This is a genomic window from Micromonospora sp. R311, assembly GCF_056780015.1.
This window is the reverse complement of the sequence record NZ_JBSWCE010000013.1, coordinates 39215-59314: the sequence shown is the minus strand read 5'-3', so window position 1 is coordinate 59314 and position 20100 is coordinate 39215. Positions and strand designations below refer to the sequence as shown.

Annotated in this window: 19 protein-coding genes; 8 read left to right on the top strand and 11 right to left on the bottom strand. The window is 71.8% G+C overall.

What is annotated here, in order from left to right:
* Window positions 1–2 precede the first annotated feature (2 nt).
* Genes AC1WTP_RS13410 through AC1WTP_RS13395 form a run of 4 tightly spaced genes read right to left on the bottom strand, consistent with a single transcriptional unit; the run spans window position 3 to window position 4713 of the window.
* Complete coding sequence (locus AC1WTP_RS13410; RefSeq protein ID WP_481649560.1) at window positions 3–2036, bottom strand: ABC transporter ATP-binding protein; 2034 nt, start codon at window positions 2034–2036, stop codon at window positions 3–5.
* On the bottom strand, window positions 2033–3766 hold the full coding sequence (locus tag AC1WTP_RS13405) for an ABC transporter ATP-binding protein (protein ID WP_481649559.1): 1734 nt from the start codon (window positions 3764–3766) through the stop codon (window positions 2033–2035). Before AC1WTP_RS13405 ends, AC1WTP_RS13410 begins: the two co-directional genes overlap by 4 nt.
* A complete protein-coding gene (locus tag AC1WTP_RS13400) occupies window positions 3760–4242 on the bottom strand; it encodes a MarR family winged helix-turn-helix transcriptional regulator (protein WP_481649558.1) in 483 nt (160 codons plus the stop codon). The genes AC1WTP_RS13405 and AC1WTP_RS13400 overlap by 7 nt, the downstream gene beginning before the upstream one ends.
* 24 nt (window positions 4243–4266) lie before the next feature.
* Window positions 4267–4713 carry a DoxX family protein gene (locus AC1WTP_RS13395; protein ID WP_481649557.1) on the bottom strand — a complete coding sequence of 149 codons (447 nt, stop codon included), beginning with the start codon at window positions 4711–4713 and terminating at the stop codon, window positions 4267–4269.
* 86 nt (window positions 4714–4799) lie between these two features.
* Between AC1WTP_RS13395 and AC1WTP_RS13390 the strand changes: the two genes are divergently transcribed.
* Together AC1WTP_RS13390 and AC1WTP_RS13385 are read left to right on the top strand one after the other, a co-directional pair.
* Entirely contained in the window at window positions 4800–5363 is a 564-nt protein-coding gene (locus AC1WTP_RS13390; RefSeq protein ID WP_481649556.1) for a TetR/AcrR family transcriptional regulator, read from the top strand.
* A gap of 72 nt (window positions 5364–5435) precedes the next feature.
* Window positions 5436–6557 (top strand): glycoside hydrolase family 18 protein, encoded by a 1122-nt coding sequence (locus AC1WTP_RS13385; protein WP_481649555.1) that lies wholly within the window; start codon window positions 5436–5438, stop codon window positions 6555–6557.
* Window positions 6558–6606: 49 nt separating this feature from the next.
* On the opposite strand, the gene AC1WTP_RS13380 is transcribed toward AC1WTP_RS13385, so the two are convergent.
* Window positions 6607–8046, bottom strand: coding sequence for a GuaB1 family IMP dehydrogenase-related protein (locus AC1WTP_RS13380; RefSeq protein WP_447135178.1), 1440 nt, complete (start codon window positions 8044–8046; stop codon window positions 6607–6609).
* 67 nt (window positions 8047–8113) lie between these two features.
* A complete protein-coding gene (locus AC1WTP_RS13375; protein WP_481649554.1) occupies window positions 8114–8710 on the bottom strand; it encodes a LysE/ArgO family amino acid transporter in 597 nt (198 codons plus the stop codon).
* Between the two features lie 69 nt (window positions 8711–8779).
* Between AC1WTP_RS13375 and AC1WTP_RS13370 the strand changes: the two genes are divergently transcribed.
* The gene (locus AC1WTP_RS13370) at window positions 8780–9673 is read left to right on the top strand and encodes a LysR family transcriptional regulator ArgP (RefSeq protein ID WP_481649553.1); all 894 of its coding nucleotides are present in this window, start codon (window positions 8780–8782) and stop codon (window positions 9671–9673) included.
* A 36-nt stretch (window positions 9674–9709) separates the two neighbouring features.
* Here the strand turns inward: AC1WTP_RS13370 and AC1WTP_RS13365 are convergent, their stop codons facing one another.
* The gene (locus tag AC1WTP_RS13365; RefSeq protein WP_481649552.1) at window positions 9710–11464 is read right to left on the bottom strand and encodes an acetyl/propionyl/methylcrotonyl-CoA carboxylase subunit alpha; all 1755 of its coding nucleotides are present in this window, start codon (window positions 11462–11464) and stop codon (window positions 9710–9712) included.
* A gap of 147 nt (window positions 11465–11611) precedes the next feature.
* On the opposite strand from AC1WTP_RS13365, the gene AC1WTP_RS13360 reads away from it, so the two are divergent.
* The 4 genes from AC1WTP_RS13360 (at window position 11612) to AC1WTP_RS13345 (ending at window position 15352) form a co-directional block, all read left to right on the top strand.
* Window positions 11612–12223, top strand: coding sequence for a PadR family transcriptional regulator (locus AC1WTP_RS13360; RefSeq protein ID WP_481649655.1), 612 nt, complete (start codon window positions 11612–11614; stop codon window positions 12221–12223).
* Between the two features lie 127 nt (window positions 12224–12350).
* Window positions 12351–13310, top strand: coding sequence for an ATP-binding cassette domain-containing protein (locus AC1WTP_RS13355; RefSeq protein ID WP_447135182.1), 960 nt, complete (start codon window positions 12351–12353; stop codon window positions 13308–13310).
* 20 nt (window positions 13311–13330) lie between these two features.
* On the top strand, window positions 13331–14086 hold the full coding sequence (locus AC1WTP_RS13350) for an ABC transporter permease (protein WP_481649551.1): 756 nt from the start codon (window positions 13331–13333) through the stop codon (window positions 14084–14086).
* Window positions 14087–14146: 60 nt separating this feature from the next.
* The gene (locus AC1WTP_RS13345) at window positions 14147–15352 is read left to right on the top strand and encodes an MFS transporter (protein ID WP_481649550.1); all 1206 of its coding nucleotides are present in this window, start codon (window positions 14147–14149) and stop codon (window positions 15350–15352) included.
* A 41-nt stretch (window positions 15353–15393) separates the two neighbouring features.
* On the opposite strand, the gene AC1WTP_RS13340 is transcribed toward AC1WTP_RS13345, so the two are convergent.
* The 4 genes from AC1WTP_RS13340 to mycP form a co-directional block, all read right to left on the bottom strand.
* Window positions 15394–16047 carry an O-methyltransferase gene (locus AC1WTP_RS13340; RefSeq protein ID WP_481649549.1) on the bottom strand — a complete coding sequence of 218 codons (654 nt, stop codon included), beginning with the start codon at window positions 16045–16047 and terminating at the stop codon, window positions 15394–15396.
* Between the two features lie 9 nt (window positions 16048–16056).
* Window positions 16057–16713, bottom strand: coding sequence for a Maf family protein (locus AC1WTP_RS13335; RefSeq protein WP_481649548.1), 657 nt, complete (start codon window positions 16711–16713; stop codon window positions 16057–16059).
* A 491-nt stretch (window positions 16714–17204) separates the two neighbouring features.
* Complete coding sequence (locus AC1WTP_RS13330; RefSeq protein WP_481649547.1) at window positions 17205–17591, bottom strand: hypothetical protein; 387 nt, start codon at window positions 17589–17591, stop codon at window positions 17205–17207.
* 92 nt (window positions 17592–17683) lie between these two features.
* Window positions 17684–18832: a type VII secretion-associated serine protease mycosin gene (mycP, locus tag AC1WTP_RS13325; RefSeq protein ID WP_481649654.1), complete on the bottom strand. Its 1149-nt coding sequence runs from the start codon at window positions 18830–18832 to the stop codon at window positions 17684–17686.
* Window positions 18833–19828: 996 nt separating this feature from the next.
* Here mycP and AC1WTP_RS13320 point away from each other — a divergent pair.
* On the top strand, window positions 19829–19966 hold the full coding sequence (locus tag AC1WTP_RS13320) for a hypothetical protein (protein WP_481649546.1): 138 nt from the start codon (window positions 19829–19831) through the stop codon (window positions 19964–19966).
* Window positions 19967–20100: the final 134 nt, after the last annotated feature.

Genomic DNA, 20100 nt, shown 5'->3' with positions numbered 1-20100 from the left:
GACTACCCCGCGACCGGCGCGGCGTCGACCTGCTCGTCGACCACCGGTTGGGCGAACTGGGCCTGGTACAGCCGGTGGTACGCGCCACCGGCGGCGAGCAGTTCCTCGTGCGTGCCCTGCTCGACGATCCGGCCGTCCTCCATCATCAGGATCAGGTCGGCGTCCCGGATGGTGGAGAGCCGGTGCGCGATCACGAAGCTGGTCCGGTCCGACCGCAGCGCGGCCATCGCCCGCTGGAGCAGCACCTCGGTACGGGTGTCCACCGAGCTGGTCGCCTCGTCCAGGATCAGCAACGACGGCTCGGCGAGGAACGCCCGGGCGATGGTGATCAACTGCTTCTCGCCCGCGCTGACGTTGCTGCCCTCCTCGTCGATCACCGTGTCGTAGCCGTCCGGCAGGCTGCGTACGAACCGGTCCACGAAGGTCGCCCGGGCCGCGGCCAGGATCTCCTCCTCTCCCGCGTCCGGCCGCCCGTAGGCGATGTTGTCCCGGATGGTGCCGCCGAAGAGCCAGGTGTCCTGGAGGACCATCCCGATCCGGCCGCGCAGCTCGTCCCGGCGCATGGTGGTGATGTCCACCCCGTCCAGGGTGATCCGGCCGGCGTCCAGCTCGTAGAAGCGCATGACCAGGTTGACCAGGGTGGTCTTGCCGGCTCCGGTCGGCCCGACGATGGCCACCGTGTGGCCGGGCTCGGCCACCAGCGACAGGTCCTCGATCAGCGGCTTGTCCGGGGCGTACCGGAACGACACGTGCTCGAACTCGACCCGTCCGTGCGGGTCGCGTACCCGGGTCGGCTCGGCCGGATCCGGGCTCTGCTCCCCGGCGTCGAGCACCGCGAAGACCCGCTCGGCCGAGGCCACCCCGGACTGGAGCAGGTTGGCCATCGAGGCGACCTGGGTCAGCGGCTGGGTGAACTGCCGGGAGTACTGGATGAACGCCTGCACGTCGCCGAGGCTCATCGCTCCGGTGGCCACCCGCAGGCCGCCGACCACGGCGATCGCCACGTAGCTGAGGTTCCCGATGAACATCATCGCCGGCATGATCATCCCGGAGATGAACTGGGCGCCGAAGCTGGCCCGGAACAGCTCCTCGTTCTTGGCCGCGAAGGCGGCCTCGACCTCGCGCTGCCGGCCGAAGACCTTGACCAGCTCGTGACCGGTGAACGCCTCCTCGATCTGGCCGTTGAGCTGGCCGGTGTGCGTCCACTGGGCGATGAACTGCTGCTGCGACCGCTTGGCGATCCGCTGGGTGACCAGCACCGACAGCGGCACCGCGACCAGGGCCACCAGGGCCAGCAACGGCGAGATCCAGAACATCATGGCGAGCACGCCGACCACGGTCAGCAGCGAGGTGAGCAGCTGGCTCAGCGTCTGCTGCAGGCTCTGCGAGATGTTGTCGATGTCGTTGGTGACCCGGCTGAGCAGCTCGCCGCGGGGCTGCCGGTCGAAGTAGGGCAGCGGCAGCCGGTTGAGCTTGTCCTCCACGTCGGCGCGCAGCTTCAGCACGGTCCGCTGCACCACGCCGTTGAGCAGCCAACCCTGCCACCACAGCAGGAGGCTGGCGGCGAGGTAGAGCCCGAGCGCCAGCAGCAGCACCCGGCCCAGCGCGGCGAAGTCGATGCCCACGCCGGGCACCACGTCCATCCGGGCGAGCATGTCGGCGAAGCTGTCGTTGCCGGCCGCCCGGGCCGCGGCCACCGCCTGCTCGGTGGTGGTGCCCGCCGGCAGTTGCCGGCCGATCACCCCGGTGAAGATCAGGTCGGTGGCGTGGCCGAGCACCTTCGGCCCGATCACGCTGAGCCCGACGCTGACCACCGCCAACGCGATGATCGCGGTCAACTGGAGCCGGTGCGGCCGGAGCCGGCCGAGGAGCCGCCGGGCGGACGGGCCGAAGTTCATCGACCGCTCGGTGGGCATTCCCGCGCCCGCCCAGGGCGGCCCGCCGCGTTGGCCGCCGCCGGGCAACCGCTTCGGCGCCGGCGCGTCGGCGGCCGGCTTCTGCGCCGGAACGCTCGCCCGCTCGCTGCGGTCGCTCATGCCGGCACCTCCGCCGTCTGCTGCGAGGCGACGATCTCCGCGTAGGTCGGGCAGGTTTTCAGCAGTTGTTCGTGTCGGCCCACTCCGACCACGCCCCCGTCCTCCAGCACGATGATCTGATCGGCGTCGACGATCGTGGAGACCCGCTGCGCCACGATCACCACGGCGGCGTCGGCGGTGACCGGCCGCAGGGCCGCCCGCAACCGCGCGTCGGTGCCGAGGTCGAGCGCGGAGAACGAGTCGTCGAAGAGGTAGATCTCCGGCCGGCGGACCAGCGCGCGGGCGATCGCCAGCCGCTGCCGCTGCCCGCCGGAGACGTTGGTGCCGCCCTGCGCGATCGGGGCGTCCAGCCCTTCCGGCAGCGCCTCGACGAAGTCCCGCGCCTGGGCGATCTCCAGTGCCGACCACAGCTCCGCGTCGGTGGCGTCCGGGTTGCCGTAGCGCAGGTTGCTCGCCACGGTGCCGGTGAACAGGTACGGCCGCTGCGGCACCAGGCCGATCCGGCGCCACAACTCGTCCGGCGCCAGCTCGCGGACGTCCACCCCGTCGACCAGCACCGCGCCGGCCGTCACGTCGACCAGCCGGGGGATCAGCGACAGCAGGGTGGTCTTGCCCGCGCCGGTGCTGCCGATGATCGCCGTGGTCGTCCCGGCGACGGCCCGGAACGACACGTCGCGCAGCACGGGCTCGGCCGCGCCCGGGTACTGGAACCGCACCCCGCGCAGCTCCAACTCGCCCCGCGTCGGCACCTCGGTGACCTCGCTCGCCGGAGGCAGCACCGACGAGTCGGTGTCCAGCACCTCGACGATGCGTTCCGCGCAGACCGCCGCGCGCGGCACCATCATCATCATGAAGGTGGCCATCATGACCGCCATCAGGATCTGCATGAGGTACTGCAGGAACGCGGTCAGCGCGCCGACCTGGATCGCCCCGGCGTCCACCCGCTGCGCGCCGAACCAGAGCACCGCGACGCTGGAGACGTTGAGCACCAGCATGACCACCGGGAAGATCAGCGCCAGCAGCCGGCCGGTGCGCAGCGCGGTCGCGGTCAGATCGGCGTTCGCGGCGGCGAAGCGGCGCGTCTCGTACGGCTCGCGGACGAACGCCCGGACCACCCGGATGCCGGTGATCTGCTCGCGCAGCACCCGGTTGACCGTGTCGATCCGGGTCTGCATGAGCCGGAACCCGGGCACCATCCGGCGGATCACCAGCCCCAGCGCGACGGCCAGCACCGGTACGCAGACCAGCATCAGCCAGGAGAGGCCGACGTCCTCGCGGAGTGCCATCACCACGCCGCCGACGCTCATGATCGGGGCGGCCACCAGCATGGTGCAGCTCATCAGGACGAGCATCTGCACCTGCTGGACGTCGTTGGTGTTGCGGGTGATCAGCGACGGCGCCCCGAACCGGGCGACCTCGCGGGCGGAGAACCGGTTGACGTGCGCGAAGACGGCGGCCCGCACGTCCCGCCCGAAGCCCATGGCGGTACGCGCGCCGAGGTAGACCGCCGCGATCGCGCAGACGATCTGCACCAGGCTGACCAGCAGCATCCACATGCCGGTGCGCAGGATGTAGTCGGTGTCACCGCGGGCCACGCCGAGGTCGATGATGTCGGCGTTGAGGCTGGGCAGGTAGAGCGAGGCCATGGTGCCGACGAACTGGAGCAGCACCACCGCGCTCAGCGGCCGGTGGTAGGGACGCAGGCTGTCGCGGAGCAGTCGGATCAGCACGCCGGACCTCCCGGCAGGCCGGCGGTGCCCGTCATGGGTGGTTCCTCTCCACTGCCGATGACCTCCAGCAGGAACGCCCGGATCACGGCGGCCTTCGCCGGATCGGCGTCGACCGAGGTGAGCGGAGGATTGGACTGGATCAGGGTGGTGACCGCCGCCAGCCGCTCCCGGCCGGTGGGGGTGATGGCGAGCCGGACGCTGCGCCGGTCGCTCTCGTCGCGCTGCCGCTCGACCAGCCCGTCGCGTTCGAGGGTGTCGATGATGCCGGTCAGGGTGGCTGGCCGGACGAAGCACCGTTGGGCGACCTCGCCGTGCGGCAGCGCGCCGTGCTTGTCGAGCGTCATCAGGGTGACCATGCCGGCCTGGGTGAGGTTGAACTTCTCGGCCAGGAAGCGGTTCCACTTCTGGCTGACCACATGGCCGGCGACCACCAGGAGGCGACCGATCGGCACGTCGTTGAGGGTGACCAGGTTCACCAGGTTAGGTTAGCCCCCTGATTGTCAGGACCCAAACGAAATAGCGGCGGCCACGCCGACGAAGAAGACCTGCTCCACCGTCCGCGGCCCGAGGGGGGTCGCCGGTCGACCCCCCAGGGTCAGCCCGCGCCGCACCGCCGAGACGTTGGCCGGGAACATGGCCAGCATCAGCAGGGCCAGTCCGGCCGCGGCCCAGCGGGCGGTCGCCGGCAGCAGCAGCCCGACCGCGCCCACCAGTTCCAGCACCCCGGTGACCGTGACCAGCAGGTCGGGCCGGGGCAGGGCGGGCGGCACCATCGCGATCATGTCCGCCCGGTAGGCGGGGGCGAAGTGCGCGATGCCGGTCACCACGAACATCAGCGCCAGCCCCACCCGCAGCGCGGGGTGCCAGCCGTCGAGCGCGGCCACGCCCAGCAGCCCGGCCAGCCGGGCGAGCGCGGTGCCGGCGACGAGTGCGATCAGCGGAGCCATCGGTACCTCCCAGGGAAACCAATCTTGTCGCCGACAAGATTGCCCCTCCGGGTGTCATCTTGTCAATGGCAAGTTAGGATTCCGGGATGACCGGCACGCGTGGCTACCATCACGGCGACCTGCGGCGCACCCTGCTCGCGGCAGCGGTGCAGGCGATCGAGGAATCCGGCGTCAGCGCGCTCAGCCTGCGTGACCTGGCCCGCCGGGCGGGCGTCTCGCACGCCGCGCCGGCACACCACTTCGGAGACAAGGCGGGGCTGCTCACCGCGTTCGCCGTCGAGGGCTTCGACCTGCTGGCCGACCGGTTGCACGGCGCCGGCGGCGACATGCTGGAGGCCGGTGTCGCGTACGTCGACTTCGCGGTCGGGCACCGCGCCCACTTCGAGGTGATGTTCCGCCCGGAGCTCTACCGGGCCGACGTCGCCGAGGTGCGGGCGGCCAACGACCGGGCCCGGGCGGCGCTCTACGCGGGGGTGGCGGCGCTGCCCGGCCGGCGGGCGCGGGGCGCCGACCCGGGGCAGGACGCGCTGGCCGCCTGGTCGATCGTGCACGGCTTCGCCACGCTGTGGCTCTCCGGCGCGCTGCCGGCCCGGATCGGCGACGACCCCCGGGAGGCGGCCCGGACGGTGATCGCCCGCCTCTTCGGCTAGGCGCGGGCAGACATTGACGAAGGTGACGGCCTTACTGTAAACAATGTGCACCGATGCCTCGCGGAGGTGCCCATGCGACGGTCCGTCCTGTTCGTGGTTGCCCTGCTCGTCCTGGTCACGGCGGCCCCACCGGCCGCCGCCGGCCCGGCCCCGGCCGGCGCCGCACCCCCGGCCGGCATGGCGACCCAGGCCGCAAGCCCGGTGCAGATCTACGGCGCGTGGCACTGCGGCAACGACTTCTGCACCTGGGGCACCGTCCGCGGCGTCGCCGAGTTCGACGCCCAGAACCACTGGCTGGTCGACCGGGGCGACGGCCGCCCCTCGGTCAACCTGGTCGTGCTCAGCTTCGTCAACCCGCTGGCGCTGCTGCGGCAGACCACCGACCAGGCCACCCTCGACGGCGTGCCGCGCGGGATGACCCCCGAGATCGTCAACTACTTCACCTCGCGGGGCATCCGGGTCATGCTCTCCATCGGCGGGATCACCTACACCGACGACTGGGACGCCGCGCTCGCCGAGAACCCGACGCTGTTCGGCCAGCGTGCCGCCGCGGTGGCCACCCGGCTCGGGGTCGGCATCGAGATCGACTACGAGCAGAACACCAACCCGAACCTGACCGCGCTCCAGGCGTTCATCGACGCCTACCGGGCCGTGCACCCGTACGACGCCAGCGGCACCCGGCCCCAGGCCCGGCTCACCATCGACGTGGCGGCCGGCGACCGCTGGCTGATCGCGCTGAACCGCAAGGCGACCGCCGACTGGCTGCGCACCGACCGGCCGGTGCTCGACTACGCCAACGCGATGGTGACCGCCCGGCCCGCCTCGGCGAGCAGCGCGCAGGCCAACTGGCAGGAGCACGTCGACGGCAAGCCGCAGTACAGCCCGCCGGTGCCGCCGCTGGCCCCGGCCAAGTTCACCGGCGGCATCTACATCGCCTACGGCGGCCGGGCGCTGCCCGAGTGCGTCGACTGGGCCGCGTCGGTCCAGCGGGCCACCGCTCCGTACGTCCAGACGGTCGCCCCGAACGGCGCGGGCGCGACCGCCGGCATGCTCGGCTTCATGTTCTGGGCCGCCGAGCGCCCCTCCACCCGGGGCATCGGCACGGTGCCGCCGTACACCTGCGAGGGCGGGGTCGGCGCCGGGGCCACCGCACTGGCCGTCCCGGTGCCGATGCCGCCGCTGCGCCAGAGCTGACCGGTACGGCGCCCGGCCGGGCGCCGTACCGATCGCGGTGGCGGCGGGCTCACCAACTGGTGGGCAGCGGCATCCCCTCGGTGTAGCCGGCGGTGCTCTGCACGCCGACCACGGCCCGCTCGTGGTACTCCGCGAGGTTCCGCGCCCCGGCGTAGGTGAAGGCGCTGCGGACCCCGGCGATGATCTCGTCGATCAGGTCCTCCACGCCCGGCCGGTTCGGGTCCAGGTACATCCGCGCCGAGGAGATGCCCTCCTCGAAGACCGCCTTGCGGGCCCGGTCGTACGCGCTGTCGTCGGCGGTGCGCGCGCTGACCGCCCGGGCCGAGGCCATCCCGAAGCTCTCCTTGTACCGCCGGCCGTCGGGCTCGGTGTAGAGGTCGCCGGGGGACTCGTAGGTGCCGGCGAACCAGGAGCCGATCATCACGTTCGACGCGCCCGCGGCCAGCGCGAGCGCCACGTCCCGCGGGTGCCGGACGCCGCCGTCGGCCCAGACGTGCCGGCCGAGGTCGCGGGCCGCCGCCGCGCAGTCGAGCACCGCGGAGAACTGCGGCCGGCCCACCCCGGTCATCATCCGGGTGGTGCACATGGCGCCCGGGCCCACGCCCACCTTGACGATGTCCGCGCCCGCCTCCACCAGGTCGCGTACGCCCTCGGCGGTGACCACGTTGCCGGCCGCCACCGGCACCGCCGGGTCCAGCTTGCGGACCGCCCGCAGCGCGGAGATCATCCGCTCCTGGTGCCCGTGCGCGGTGTCCACGACCAGCGTGTCCACCCCGGCTTCCAGCAGGGCCGCCGCCTTGCCGGTGACGTCCCCGTTGATGCCGATCGCCGCGGCGATCCGCAGCCGCCCCCGGTCGTCGACCGCCGGCTTGTAGAGCGTGGCGCGCAGCGCGCCCTGCCGGGTGAGCACCCCGACCAGCCGGCCCTCGGCGTCGACCACCGGGGCGAGCCGCCGCCGGCCCGCCGAGAGCCGGTCGAAGCCGGTCCGCGGGTCGGCGTCCGCCGGGACGGTGTGCAGTTCGGTCGACATCACGTGGCGCAGCTGGGCGAACCGGTCGACGCCCACGGTGTCCGCCTCGGTCACCACGCCCAGCGGCCGGCCCGCCGGGTCGACCACGATCACCGCCCCGTGCGCCCGCTTCGGCAGCAGGTGGATCGCGTCGCCCACGGTGTCGGTCGGGCCGAGGGTGATCGCGGTGTCGTGCACCAGGTGCCGCTGCTTGACCCAGGCGACGACGTTCGCCACCACCTCGATCGGGATGTCCTGCGGGATCACCGCGATGGCGCCGCGCCGGGCCACCGTCTCGGCCATCCGCCGGCCGCTCACCGCGGTCATGTTCGACACCACCAGCGGGATGGTGGTGCCCGTACCGTCGCCGGTGGCCAGGTCGACGTCGAGCCGCGAGCCCAGGTCGGAGCGGGCCGGCGCCATGAAGACGTCGTTGTAGGTCAGGTCGTGCGCGGGGACCGCGCCATGAAGGAACCGCACCCGGCCATCATCCGCGACCGGCGGCCCGCCCGCCCCCGGTGGTCACGGAAAACACTCGCCGGCCCGGTCAGCCGAGCAGCAGCGCGACGGCCAGCGCGGCCATCACGACGGCGATCACGCCGTCCAGCAGCCGCCAGGCGACGGTACGGGCGAGCAGCGGGGCCAGTCGCTGCGCCCCGACGCCCAGCGCGGTGAACCAGACCACGCTGGCCAGCGCGGCGCCGACGCCGAACACCCAACGGTGCGGGTGCTGTTGGGCGATCCCGCCGAGAAGCAGCACGGTGTCCAGGTAGACGTGCGGGTTCAGGTAGGTGAAGGCGGCGCAGGCGAGCAGGGTCGCCCGCAGGGTGGCCGGCGGTCGTTCGGTGGGCAGCAGCGCGCCGGGGCGCAGGGCGCGGCGGGCGGCGAGCGCCGCGTAGCAGAGCAGGAACACCGCGCCGCCCCAGCGGATCGCCGTCAGCAGCCCGGGCCGCCCGGTCACCAGCGTGCCCACCCCGGCGATGCCGGCCGCGATCAACAGCGCGTCCGAGGCGGCGCAGGTGAGGACCACGGGTACCACGTGCTCGCGGCGCAATCCCTGGCGCAGGACGAAGGCGTTCTGGGCGCCGATGGCGACGATCAGCGCGATGGACATGGAGAACCCGGCGACGGCGGAGGTGAGCACGTCACGACGCTAGAGCCGGCACGGATCATGAGTCCAACTAAACATTCTGACGCGGCTTAAGCTGAACTTATGACCGGACTCGACTCGGCCCAACTGCGTACGCTCGCCGCCGTGGTCGCCGAGGGCAGCTTCGAGGCGGCCGCCCGGCTGCTGCACATCACCCCGTCGGCGGTCAGCCAGCGGGTCAAGGCGCTGGAGGAGGCGGTCGGCCAGGTGCTGGTCCGCCGCACCCGGCCGTGCGCGGCGACCGAGGCGGGCCGGCCGCTGCTGCGGCTGGCCGGCCAGCTCGCGCTGCTGGAACGGGAGGCGCTGGCCGACGCGCGGGGCCCGCTGGCCGGCGGGGGGCGCACCCGGGTCGCCGTGGTGGTCAACGCGGACTCGCTGGCCACCTGGTTCCCGGCCGCGCTGGCCCGGCTGCCGCAGCGGGCGGGGCTCTTCTTCGACCTGCGTCAGGACGACCAGGACCACACCGCCGAACTGCTCCGGGACGGCTCGGTGACGGCGGCGGTCACCGCCCAGCGGGAGGCGGTGCAGGGCTGCCGGGTGATCCGGCTCGGGGCGATGCGCTACCGCGCCCTGGCCGCGCCGGAGTTCGCGGCCGCCCACTTCGCGGACGGGCTGACCCCGGCCGCGATGGCCACCGTGCCGCTCGTGGTCTTCGACCGCAAGGACCGGGTGCAGCACCGGTTCCTGCGCGCGGTGGCCGGGCGACCGCTGGAACCGCCGGTGCACTACGTGCCGTCGGTGCCCGCCTTCAGCGAGGCGATCCGGTTGGGGCTCGGCTGGAGCCTGGTCCCCGAGCAGATCGCCGACGCCGACCTGGCGGCCGGGCGCTGCGTCGACCTCGCGCCCGACCGGCACCTGGACATCCCGCTCTACTGGCAGCACTGGCGGCTGGAGTCGGACGTGTTGAATGCCCTCACCGCAGCGGTACGCGAGGTGGCCGCCGAGACGCTGCGCTGAGGCCTCTCCCGTCGCGACGGGAGGGGGTGCGCCGGCTCAGGCGATGGTGCAGATGGCCGCGCCCGCCGTGATCACCGCGCCGACCTCGGCGCTCAGGCCGCTGACCGTGCCGGCCTTGTGGGCGTGCAGCGGCTGCTCCATCTTCATCGCCTCCAGCACCACGACCAGGTCGCCCTCGGCCACGGTGTCGCCGTCGGCGACCGCGATCTTCACGATGGTGCCCTGCATCGGGGAGGTGAGCGCGTCGCCGCTGACCGTGGCACCGGCCTTCGCCCCGCCACCCCGGCGGGCCGGCTTGCGGGCGGCGGCGGGCGCGGCGGCGGCCGTACCCCCGCCGAGGCCGGCGGGCAACACCACCTCCAACCGCTTGCCGCCGACCTCGACCACGACGGTCTCCCGCTCGACCGGCGCCTCGGCGACGCCGGCGGCGGCGGTGAACGGCGGTACGGTGTTGTCGAACTCGGTCTCGATCCACCGGGTGTGCACGGTGAACGGCTCGGCGGTGAACGCCTCGTCCCGCACCACGAGCCGGTGGAACGGCAGCGCGGTGGCCATCCCCTCGACCGTCATCTCGTCCAGTGCCCGGCGGGCCCGCTCGATCGCCTCGGTGCGGGTCTCACCGGTGATGATGACCTTGGCCAGCAGCGAGTCGAAGTTGCCGCCGATCACGTCGCCCGCCGAGACTCCGGTGTCCACCCGCACGCCCGGGCCGGTGGGCAGGCGCAGCGCGGTGATCGTGCCGGGGGCGGGCAGGAAGTTGCGGCCCGGGTCCTCGCCGTTGATCCGGAACTCGATCGCGTGCCCGCGCGGGGTCGGGTCCGCGGTGAACCGCAGCTTCTCGCCGTCGGCGATCCGGAACTGCTCGCGGACCAGGTCGATGCCGGCGGTCTCCTCGGTGACCGGGTGCTCGACCTGGAGGCGGGTGTTCACCTCCAGGAAGGAGATGGTGCCGTCCGCGCCGACCAGGTATTCCACTGTGCCGGCGCCGTGGTAGCCGGCCTCCCGGCAGATCGCCTTGGCGCTGTCGTGGATCTGGGCGCGCTGCGCGTCGGTGAGGAACGGCGCGGGGGCCTCCTCGACCAGCTTCTGGTGCCGCCGCTGCAGCGAGCAGTCGCGGGTGCCCACCACGATCACGTTGCCGTGCTGGTCGGCCAGCACCTGCGCCTCGACATGCCGGGGCTTGTCCAGGTAGCGCTCGACGAAGCACTCCCCGCGGCCGAAGGCGGCCACCGCCTCGCGGGTGGCCGACTCGAACAGGTGCGGGATCTCCTCCATGGTGCGGGCCACCTTGAGCCCGCGCCCGCCGCCGCCGAAGGCGGCCTTGATGGCGACCGGCAGGCCGTGGTCGACCGCGAACGCGATCACCTCGTCGGCGCTGCCGACCGGGTCCGGGGTGCCGGGGACCAGGGGCGCGCCGGCACGCTGGGCGATGTGCCGGGCGGTGACCTTGTCACCGAGGTCGCGGATCGCCTGCGGCGTCGGGCCGATCCAGGTCAGCCCGGCGTCGATGACCGCCTGGGCGAAGTCGGCGTTCTCGGAGAGGAACCCGTAGCCCGGGTGCACCGCGTCGGCGTCGGCCTTGGCGGCGACCTCCAGCAGCTTGTCGATGCGCAGGTACGACTCGGCGGCGGTGTCCCCGCCGAGGGCGTACGCCTCGTCGGCGAGCGTGGCGTGCAGGGCGTCCCGGTCGGAGTCCGCGTAGACCGCGACGCTGCCCAGGCCGGCGTCCCGGCAGGCACGGATGACGCGGACGGCGATCTCGCCGCGGTTGGCGATGAGTACCTTGCGCACCTTGGTGACTCCTCCCGGAGGGTTACTGACCGGGAGTGTATCGGCCACTCTGACGGCCCTAACGATCGCTCAGTGTGGGATGCCGCACTGTCCGGAGGCGCCTTAGTCAAACTTGCTTATTACGCTTGACCGGTGTCTGCCACCCGAATGATGATCCTCGGCCTGGTCCGCTGGATGCAGCCGGTGCACGGCTACGACGTCCGCCGCGAGCTGCTCAGCTGGAACGCCGACAAGTGGGCCAACGTGCAACCGGGATCGATCTACCACGCCCTGCGCAAGCTGACCGAGGAGGGGCTGCTGCGCGAGGTGGCCACCGAGCAGGTCGGCGCCCGCCCGGCCCGCACCACCTACGAGGTCACCCCGAAGGGCGAGGAGGAGTTCGAGACGCTGCTGCGCGGGCTCTGGTGGCGGCTGGACGAGCCGCCCGACCCGTTCGCGGCCGCCTTCTCCTTCCTGCCGGCGATGCCTCGCGAGGAGGCGGCGGCGGCGCTGCGCAACCGGGCCAACCTGATGCGCGCCGGTGTCGAGTGGATGCGGACGTCGTTGAACTCTGACTGGATGCGCGAGACCAAGCCGGTGCACGTGGGCTGGATGTTCGAGCTCTGGACGGCCCGGTCGGAGGCGGAGATCGCCTGGTGCGAGCGGATCGCCGAACGGATCGAGTCGGGGGTGTCGTACCTGCCTGATGGGCTCGAACGGGCCGAGGGTTGGGACGGCTGGGAGGAGCGCCTGCCGCCACGACAGCCGGGAGTCGAATAATCAACGTTGACCATAGAAGCTATATCGCGTTAGCCTCTTCGCGGCACACGGGGGAGCGCGCCGTCCGGCGTCCGTCCCCATGGGACAGCCGGCCGGCCGCTGCCGGCCCGGACGACCAGGAGCAGAGATGATCGAGACCAGAGGGCTGCGGAAGTCGTTCCGCTCCCGTGCGGGTCGGGAGACCAAGACCGTCGACGCGGTGCGCGGGGTCAACCTGCAGGTCGCCGAGGGCGAGATCTTCGGCTTCCTCGGCCCGAACGGCGCCGGCAAGACGACCACCCTGCGGATGCTGGCCACGCTGATCGAGCCGGACGGCGGGGAGGCCAGCATCGCCGGGGCCGACCTGCGCAAGGATCCGGCCGAGGTGCGCCGCCGGATCGGCTACGTGGCCCAGGGCGGCAGCACCTGGGACGAGTCCACCGCCCGCGAGGAGCTGGTGCTGCACGCCCGGATGTACGGCATCGGCAAGGCCGAGGCGCACCGGCGGGCCGCCCGCGCCCTGGACGCCTTCCAGCTCACCGAGTTCGCCGACCGCAAGTGCAAGACCTACTCCGGCGGCCAGCGGCGGCGGGTGGAGATCGCGCTCGGCATCATCCACGAGCCGAAGATCGTCTTTCTGGACGAGCCGACCACCGGCCTCGACCCGCAGAGCCGGGCGCACATGTGGGACGAGATCCGGCGGCTGCGCACCGAGGGCATGACCGTCTTCATCACCACCCACTACCTGGACGAGGCCGACGCGCTCTGCGACCGGATCGCGATCATGGATCACGGCGAGGTGGTGGCCGAGGGCACGCCGGCCGACCTGAAGCGCGAGATCTCCGGCGACGTCGTGCTGCTCGGGCTGGACGTCGCGGCCACCCCGCAGGCCGCGCAGCTGCTCGACAGCGAGCCGTACGTCAACAAGCTGGAGACCGCCGACGAGGGCGGGCTGCGGCTCTACGTCGACGAGGGCGCCACCGCCATCCCGCAGATCCTGCGCCGGGTGGACGGCGCCGGCCTGGCGCTGAACTCCATCGAGCTGCACCGGCCCAGCCTCGACGACGTCTTCCTGACCAAGACCGGCCGCTCGCTGCGCGAGTCCTGACCCCCATCCGGAGAGACCTCATGAAACTCGCCCGTGACACCTGGCTGATCTTCCAGCGCCAGCTCCAGCTGCTGCTGCGCAACCCGGTCTGGGTCTTCGTCGGCGTCTTCCAGCCGGTGATGTACCTGCTGCTCTTCGCCCCGCTGCTGAAGCCGGCGCTGAACGCGCCCAGCCAGGCCGAGGCCTACAAGATCTTCGTACCCGGCCTGCTGGTGCTGCTGGCCATCTTCGGCGGCCTGTTCCAGGGCTTCGGCCTGATCGCCGAGCTGCGCGCCGGGGTCATCGAACGCTCCCGGGTCACCCCGGTCAGCCGGCTGGCCCTGCTGCTCGGCCGCTCGCTGCGCGACGTGGTCTCGCTGATCGTGCAGGCAGTGATCATCACCCTGCTCGCGCTCCTGTTCGACCTGCGGGTCTTCATCGGCGACCTGCTGCTGGCGTACCTCATGCTCGCCCTGATCGCGCTGATGACCTCGGCCGTCTCCTACGGCGTGGCGCTCAAGGTCAAGAGCGAGGACGCCCTCGCCCCGCTGATGAACACCGTGGCGCAGCCGGTGCTGCTGCTCTCCGGCATCCTGCTCCCGCTCACCTTCGCGCCCGGCTGGCTGCAGGGCATCGCCGACTGGAACCCGTTCTCCTGGGCGGTCGACGGCACCCGCGCGCTCTTCGCCGGCGATCTCGGCGATGACAAGGTCTGGCAGGGGCTGAGCATCATCGCGGTGCTGGCCGCGGCCGGTGTCTTCTGGGCCGCCCGCCAGTTCGCCCGGAGCGTCCGCTGACCAGAGAGTTGCCTCTCACCGAGGGTGGGGCGCCGGTCGAGCGCTTGTAGCGTAAGGCCGGTGCCCCATCTCACCCGTGACCGGATCACCTGGCTGACCTACGCCCAGCTGGGTCTGTGGGGCTTCTTCCTCTACGGGTTCGGCCCGGTCGTCCCGCTGCTCCGTGACGAGCAGGGCACCTCGGCCGCCGTCGCCGGCCTGCACAGCACCGGCATCGCGATCGGCGCGCTGACCGGCGGTGCGCTCTTCGCGCCGATCGCCCGGCGGTTCGGCCGGGGACCGGCCGTCTGGCTCGGCCTGGCCGGGGTGGCCGTCGGCGTCGTCGCCCTCGGCACCTTCCGTGCCCTGCCGGCCACGCTCACCGCGGTCGCCGTGATCGCCACCTTCGGCATGATGGTGATCAGCGGGGTCAACGTCGTGCTGACCGCCCGGCACGGCCCCGCCGCACCGGCCGCGCTCACCGAGGCCAACGCCGCCTGCGCCGGCATGGGCATCCTCGCCCCGCTGGTGATCGGCACCAGCGTCGACGCCGGGTGGGGGTGGCGACCGGTGATGGCCGTCGAGGTCGGGCTGATCGCGCTGGTCGCACTCGCCGCGCTGACCTTCCGCGTACGCCTGCCGGGCGGCGCGCCCGCCGCCCGCTCCACGGCCGCCGCCGGCCCGCACCGGCGACTGCCCCGCGCGTACTGGATCGCCTGGGTGCTGATGGCGGTCACCGGCTCGATCGAGGTGTGCCTGTCGCTCTGGACCGCCGACGTGCTCCGCTCGCACGCCGGCATGACCGCCGGTGCCGCCTCGGCCGCCGTGGCGGCGATTGTCTGCGGGATGTTCCTCGGCCGGCTGCTCGGCGGCCGGATCGCGCTGCGGTACCGGCCGGTGCCGCTGCTGCTCGCGGCGCTGGGCGTGTCGCTGGCCGGGTTCACCGTGTTCTGGGCGGCCCCGATCGGCTGGCTCGCGGTCACCGGTCTGGTCGTGCTCGGCCTCGGCAACGCCCTGCACTACCCGCTGGCCATCTCGATCGCGCTCGCCGTGGCCGGGCCGGCCGCCGACCGGGCTGCGGGCTGGGCGTCGTACTCGATGGGGATCGGCTTCGGGATCGCGCCGGTGGCACTCGGCCGGGTGGCCGACGGCGTGGGGCCGCACCTGGCGTTCCTGCTGCTGCCGGGCTTCATCGCGGCGGCCGCGCTGCTCGCCGTCCGCCTCGGTCGCGCGCTGCCCACCCCGCGTCCGGCCGAGGAGCCGACGCCCGCGGCGGCCGGCGCCTGACCCAAGCCAGCCACGGCGACCGGGGCCGCCGGTGGCCCGGCTCAGTGCACCCGGGCCAGGGTCAGGCCGTCGGCGACCGGCAGCATCACCGCGTCCACCCGGACATCGGCGAGCACCTCGTCGTTGAACGCGGCGATCGCCCGGTCGTCGGCGTTCTGCGGCGCGATCACCCGGCCGCCACGCAGCACGTTGTCCACCGCGATCACGCCGCCCGGGCGCATCCGCGGCACCAGCTCCGTCCAGTAGATCGGGTAGCCGGTCTTGTCGGCGTCGATGAAGGCGAAGTCGAGGTACCGCTCGTGGGGCAACTCGTGCAGCCCGTCCGCGGCCGGCCCGATGCGCAGCTCGATCCGGTCCGCCACGCCCGCCCGCGCCCAGTACCGCCGGGCGATGCCGGTGTACTCCTCCGAGATGTCGAAGCAGGTCAGCCGCCCGCCCTCGGGCAGCCCACGGGCGATGGCCAGCGACGAGAGCCCGGTGAACGTGCCGACCTCCACCGCCTGCCGCACCCCGAGCAGCCGGGTGAGGAAGGTCAGGAAGGCGGCCTGCTCCGGTGCCACCTGCATCGGGGCGTGCTCCGGCAGCGCCGCCCGGGTCTCCTCGGCCAGGTCACGCATGATCTCGTCCGGCGGGGAGCCGTGCGCGACCAGGTAGGCGTGCAGCTCCTCGGTGAGCGGGATCGACTTGGTGGTCATGACCGGACGCTAACCGAGCGGTTCGACGGTCTGGTTGCCGGGCGCGACCTTCGTCCACAGATCGGTGATCTGGAGATCGAGCTCGGCGAGCAGGCGGCGCAGCAGCGGCAGGCTGAGCCCGACGACGGTGCCCGGGTCGCCCTCGATCCGTTCCACGAACGGCCCGCCCAACCCGTCGATGGTGAACGCGCCGGCCACCGCCAGCGGTTCACCCGTCGCCACGTACGTCGCGATCTCGTCGTCGCTGACGTCCGCGAAGTGCACGGTGGTGGAGGCCACCGCCTCCGCCCGGCGCCCGGCGACGATGTCGACGAGGCAGTGCCCGCTGTGCAGCACTCCGCTGCGCCCGCGCATCCGCTCCCACCGCCGGGTGGCGTCCGCCGCGTCCGCCGGCTTGCCGAGGATCTCGCCGTCGAAGCCGAGCACCGAGTCGCAACCGAGCACCAGGGTCCGCTGGTCGTCGGTCGGCCGCAGCCGGGTGAGCACCGCCTGCGCCTTCATCCGGGCCAGTTCCAGGCACAGATCCTCGGCCCGGTCGGCGACGACGAGGGATTCGTCGACCCCGCTGACCAGCACATCCGGCTCGATGCCGGCGGCCTGGAGGCTCTTGCGACGGGCGGGGCTCGCCGAGGCGAGCACGAGGCGAGGTGGCGTGGAGTCTGGCACGTCGCCGACGTTACCGGCCACTCCTCCGCTGTGGGGTCTCAGAGGACCAGATGCGGTAGAGCGGCACCTCTGGTCAGATGCGGCGCGGGCGAAACCGTGGCTGCTCGCCCGCGAGGTGGCCTTCCCTGGTGCCGACGTACGTCCGCCTCCCACTCCGCCTGGTCCATGTCCAGGTCGGGTGGGAACCACTTGTGCGAGCCGTCGCTGTAGTGGAACCTCTCGTCACCGGGCCTGAGCCAGCTCATCGCACCCATCCCAGAAAGCGCTGGTGCCGGCTGCCGGCCGGCAGCCAGGTCGGATCCCCGACGGCCCAGGCCAGGTAAAAGGCCATGTGGAGGGCCAGCGATACCGGCGTGTTGGCGTACTCGGCGCTCAACTCTCACTTTCGGGTGGGGCAGGTCCAGAGCGGCGGCATCGGCCCGTGTGGGTCTGGTGAGAACCTGTCTGGTGCGCCCTGTGGAGCTGATGTCGCAGACGATTCAGGCCACGTCTCAACCCTGTATCGCGGGCCCCGGCCTGAGCTCGGGGAAGCGTTCTTCCCAGGCCCGCCGCACGCCCGGTGGCAACCAGATGAGTGGCCAGAGCCTCACCAGTGTGTCCCGATCGAGATGGCGATGCAGGTCGTCAGGGCTCGCGGCCTCGTTGAGAACGGTGCGATACAGGTCGATGATGCGTCCCGACTGCGTCAGGTCGTAGGCCGCGTTGCCCGACCATTTCATGTGTCGCGGTAGGCGCACCACGCCGGTGGTCGGGCCGCGCAGCATATCCAGGTGTTCAGCCACCACAACAGGCTTGGAGCGGGTTCGCCCCGGGCGTGCGTTGCCGCCGGTCATCACGGACTTCCTGACGTCGATACTCGAGCCAGTGTCGCCGTTCACGCCGTAACCGTCCACACCGACCACCGGCTAGGTTCGCTCGCCTCCCCTGGACCAGTACCGGCGCAGGTGCGTCGGCCACGACTGCATCGAAGTCAGCGGCTTACCCGAGGCGGCGGATCCTCGCCGCGCTGGCGGCGTCGGGCGATCACTACCCACCCCGCGCCGGCCGCCAAGATCACGCCCAGCGTCACCAGCCCGCGCGCGGTCGCCTTGCCGTTCCCGTCGTCGGGCTGAGCTGCGGCCGTCGTGCCTGGGGCGGAGCCGGCGGGTGCGCTCGCCGTCGCCGACTCAAAACCCAGCGGCGGTACGTCTGCCGTCAGCGCCGCCACCAGGTCGATCACTCCGTACCCGTACTCGTCGTCGCGCCCCGGCGGGCCCTTGTCGACAGCGGTAGCCGTAAGCCGATGCGCCACCTCGGACGCGGGCAGGTACGGGTACTTGGACCGGATCAGAGCCGCCGCCCCCGCCACGATGGCAGTCGAGTCAGAGGTGCCGGTACCCTTCCGATACTTGCCGTCGATGCTCGTGCTGTAAATATCTACCGCCGGCGCGACCACATCAAGGTCAGGGCCAGTGACGGAAATGGCGGCGTGTGAGCCATCTTGGCCGATGCCGCCGACTGCGATTACCCCGGGCTCGCTTGCTGGGTAAGCCATTGACTTGTCGGAAGGGACGTTGCCGGCTCCCGCAACTACCACTATATTCGCCGACAGTGCCGCCCGTACCGCTTCCGTAAGGCGCGGACTGGAGCCGCCGCCGCTAGATACGCTTATTACGTCGGCCCCATTTGAGATAGCGAATTCGATAGCGAGGGCTAGATCGTCTGCGTCCCCAAGGTTGTTGGGAGACGATGACATTATTGGCAAGATTTTGGCCTCGGGGGCGATGCCAAGTGCGCCGGACTGTCCGGATCGGCCGTGTGCGGCGATCAGACCTGCCATGCCGGTGCCGTGCCCGTTGCCGTCGGCTCGCCCGTCACCGCTACCTCCTGGAACAATATCCTTTCCGGGTAAGAGATTATTGCGCAAGTCGGGATGTGCGTCTACACCTGTGTCTGGCACCGCGACCGTAACGCCTTCCCCCCGTGAAATCCGATGAACTTCACTTATCTTTAGGTATCGCAGATGCCACTGATCGCTCCGAACCCGATCAGAGCCGGCAGGCGCTGGCGTCACATGAACACGATTGGCTAGAGCCGCTGTTGGCACAAGTGCGGCAATCGAAGACAGCAGTGCAAGCATTACGTGAATCGGGCGGAAGTTCACCGGGTAAAGCCGATTGCTGGGCCTGGGTCAATCGGACCTTCCTCGTCAGGTGGCCGGACGATCGGAGTCACCCCCCGATCCGTCTCCCATGGGTGATCGGGGTCCCAGCGGCGTAGCTCCTCGCTGCTCCGGCCGGCCTGCCCAAGTCGACCGGGCAATCCGTTTGCACCGCCGATATTGGGGCTGGGAGCTGGCGGACTGCCGCCGATCGGTGGGAGGCCATGCATCGCCTGGAAAGCTCGACCGCCGCCAGGACGAGACCCTGCGCCGCCGGCCGGTGCCGTGCCAGCCCCGCCTCCTCCGATGACGCCACCAATCGGGTTGACCCGCCGTGGCTGAGAGGCACCTACGCCTGGCTGACCAAGTCCCAGGCCAGGCGTCCCGCCAATCAATCCACCTGGAGGCATCGGCCGAGGCGCAGCGGGCGGTGTCACGTGAGGTTGGATGCGGGCGGTCCCAGGTGGCGTCTGGCCCGGCCCTATTTGACCCGGCTGGCTGCCCAGTGGCCGTGACGTGCTCGGCCGGCTACCTCCTGTGGGCAGCGACGGGGGGACGATGTTTGGCGCTGGACTGGGAGATGTAACTGGGGCTATGCCTTGTAGCCCGGTATTGGTTGGCGTGGCCGCCAAGCCGGTTCCTGCTCCTCCCAATACCGGCCCAACGTTTGGCGGCTTGGGCGTCGGGACTGGCCCTGCAGCGGCAGCGGGTCGTCTGCTGCTCGAAGCCGCGGGGATCGATGCAGCGATGGGGACAGGGGCGATTGGTGGGATCAGTGGCGGGGTCCCGCTGCCGTAGACGTCTGAGGTCGCAGGATCGATGCCCGGTCGGGGAGGGCGTACCGCAGGAGGCTTCTGGAGCATTACCTGGGCGTGTTGGAGTTCGCCGCTGAGGCCGTACATGATGCCGCGCGCCTGGACGTTGAGCCGTTCCAGGTCGGCGTCCGTCACCGGCTGGTCCGGCACCCGGCTGCCCATGGCCGCCTTCGGGTCGGCGGCCGTCGCCTCGTATGCCTGCTTCTGCTGGAGCTTGACCGCGTACTCCTGGTGGAGCTTTTCGAGCTTGGCCCGGCTGCTGCCGATGGCCTGGGTGGCGGCGGAGAGCGCGGTGTAGTTGGTGGCGGCGGCGTCGTGCGTGCGCCGCACCTTGTCGATCAGCTCGTCAAGCTCGCGCAGGTAGGCGCGGGCGGCCTCGTTGGTCTCCGGCGGCCACGCCTCGGCCAGGCCGCGCCGGTATTCCTGGAGCCG

Coding starts and splice junctions, on each gene's coding strand:
- AC1WTP_RS13410 (WP_481649560.1), bottom strand. CDS start 2,036: ATGAGCGACCGCAGCGAGCGGGCGAGCGTTCCGGCGCAGAAGCCGGCC.
- AC1WTP_RS13395 (WP_481649557.1), bottom strand. CDS start 4,713: ATGGCTCCGCTGATCGCACTCGTCGCCGGCACCGCGCTCGCCCGGCTG.
- AC1WTP_RS13390 (WP_481649556.1), top strand. CDS start 4,800: ATGACCGGCACGCGTGGCTACCATCACGGCGACCTGCGGCGCACCCTG.
- AC1WTP_RS13385 (WP_481649555.1), top strand. CDS start 5,436: ATGCGACGGTCCGTCCTGTTCGTGGTTGCCCTGCTCGTCCTGGTCACG.
- AC1WTP_RS13370 (WP_481649553.1), top strand. CDS start 8,780: ATGACCGGACTCGACTCGGCCCAACTGCGTACGCTCGCCGCCGTGGTC.
- AC1WTP_RS13360 (WP_481649655.1), top strand. CDS start 11,612: ATGATGATCCTCGGCCTGGTCCGCTGGATGCAGCCGGTGCACGGCTAC.
- AC1WTP_RS13355 (WP_447135182.1), top strand. CDS start 12,351: ATGATCGAGACCAGAGGGCTGCGGAAGTCGTTCCGCTCCCGTGCGGGT.
- AC1WTP_RS13350 (WP_481649551.1), top strand. CDS start 13,331: ATGAAACTCGCCCGTGACACCTGGCTGATCTTCCAGCGCCAGCTCCAG.
- AC1WTP_RS13340 (WP_481649549.1), bottom strand. CDS start 16,047: ATGACCACCAAGTCGATCCCGCTCACCGAGGAGCTGCACGCCTACCTG.
- mycP (WP_481649654.1), bottom strand. CDS start 18,832: ATGCTTGCACTGCTGTCTTCGATTGCCGCACTTGTGCCAACAGCGGCT.
- AC1WTP_RS13320 (WP_481649546.1), top strand. CDS start 19,829: ATGGCCGCCTTCGGGTCGGCGGCCGTCGCCTCGTATGCCTGCTTCTGC.